This is a genomic window from Acetobacter tropicalis (assembly GCF_001580915.1).
GTDB classification, from domain to species: Bacteria; Pseudomonadota; Alphaproteobacteria; order Acetobacterales; family Acetobacteraceae; genus Acetobacter; species Acetobacter tropicalis.
Genome location: NZ_LHZQ01000042.1, coordinates 1 through 1,003, shown reverse-complemented (window position 1 = coordinate 1,003; position 1,003 = coordinate 1). Strand labels below are relative to the sequence as shown.

The window sequence follows — 1,003 nt, the reverse complement described above, 5'->3', positions numbered from 1 at the left end:
CCGGTGCTTATGCAGACGGATGCCGCAGAGGCGCACCATTCGCTCTTCAGGTGACCGACCGCTGGCATCTGCTGAGGAATCTGTCAGAGGCTTTTGTCAACAGTCTGGACCGTTTCACGACAACAGTCAGGACCCTGACGAGACAGCTGAACGCATCAACGGTCGTAAGCGAAATATCTGAAACAGTCAGGGCGCATCCAGAAGAGGCGCAGACGGTCGTCATGTCAGGTTCCGGGGAACGGCGTGACATTCTTTTCAAGGAAGCTCTTGCCCTGAAAGCAGAGGGACACAGCATTCAGGCTATCGCCACAACGATCGGGGTAGAGAGAAAAACCGTGCGGCGCTGGTTTCAGCGGGGCCATGCACCACCATGGAAAAGGACGGTTCCGCCACGCAGCATACTCGTGCCTTACGCAGCCCACCTGGAAAAGAGATGGTCCGAAGGATGTCGCAATAGTCGCCAGCTATGGCGGGAACTCCTGGAGCAGGGCTTTGCAGGACAATATGGCACCGTCTGGAAATGGGTGGTGACGCGACAGGGATGTTCCGCGAAACCCATTCCTTCCGCGCATGTCGCTCCACCTCTGGGACGCAGACTTGCGCGCCTTCTCCTCGCAGAGGATCCGTTATCTGCTGGACAGGAGGGACTGCTTGTTCCTGCCCTTCTGAAAGCTGAACCGTACCTTGCCGTCACACTTTGCTGGCTCAGGAAAATGCAGACCCTCCTCTGTAAAAAGGGGGACACCAGCACGGAAGGCGATCTGAAGGCTCTGCTGGAAGAAGGAAAGACGACGCTGCTGTCGCGTTTGATTCCCGCGCTTGAACGGGATGCGGCTGCCATTGAAGCGTCTCTCGTCACACCATGGACAACCAGCCCGGTTGAAGGACAGATCAGCCGACTGAAAATGATCAAGCGAACCATGTTCGGAAGAGCAGGCTTCCAGCTTCTCAGAGCGCGTGTCCTCCAGCCCGCATAATCAAAACATCATCACGAAAAGTGCGG

Annotated in this window: 1 protein-coding gene; it reads left to right on the top strand. The window is 56.6% G+C overall.

The features are described from left to right. Positions 1-977: helix-turn-helix domain-containing protein (locus AD944_RS00230; RefSeq protein ID WP_061474615.1), on the top strand; the 977-nt coding region annotated here is incomplete at its 5' end. Positions 978-1,003 lie beyond the last annotated feature (26 nt).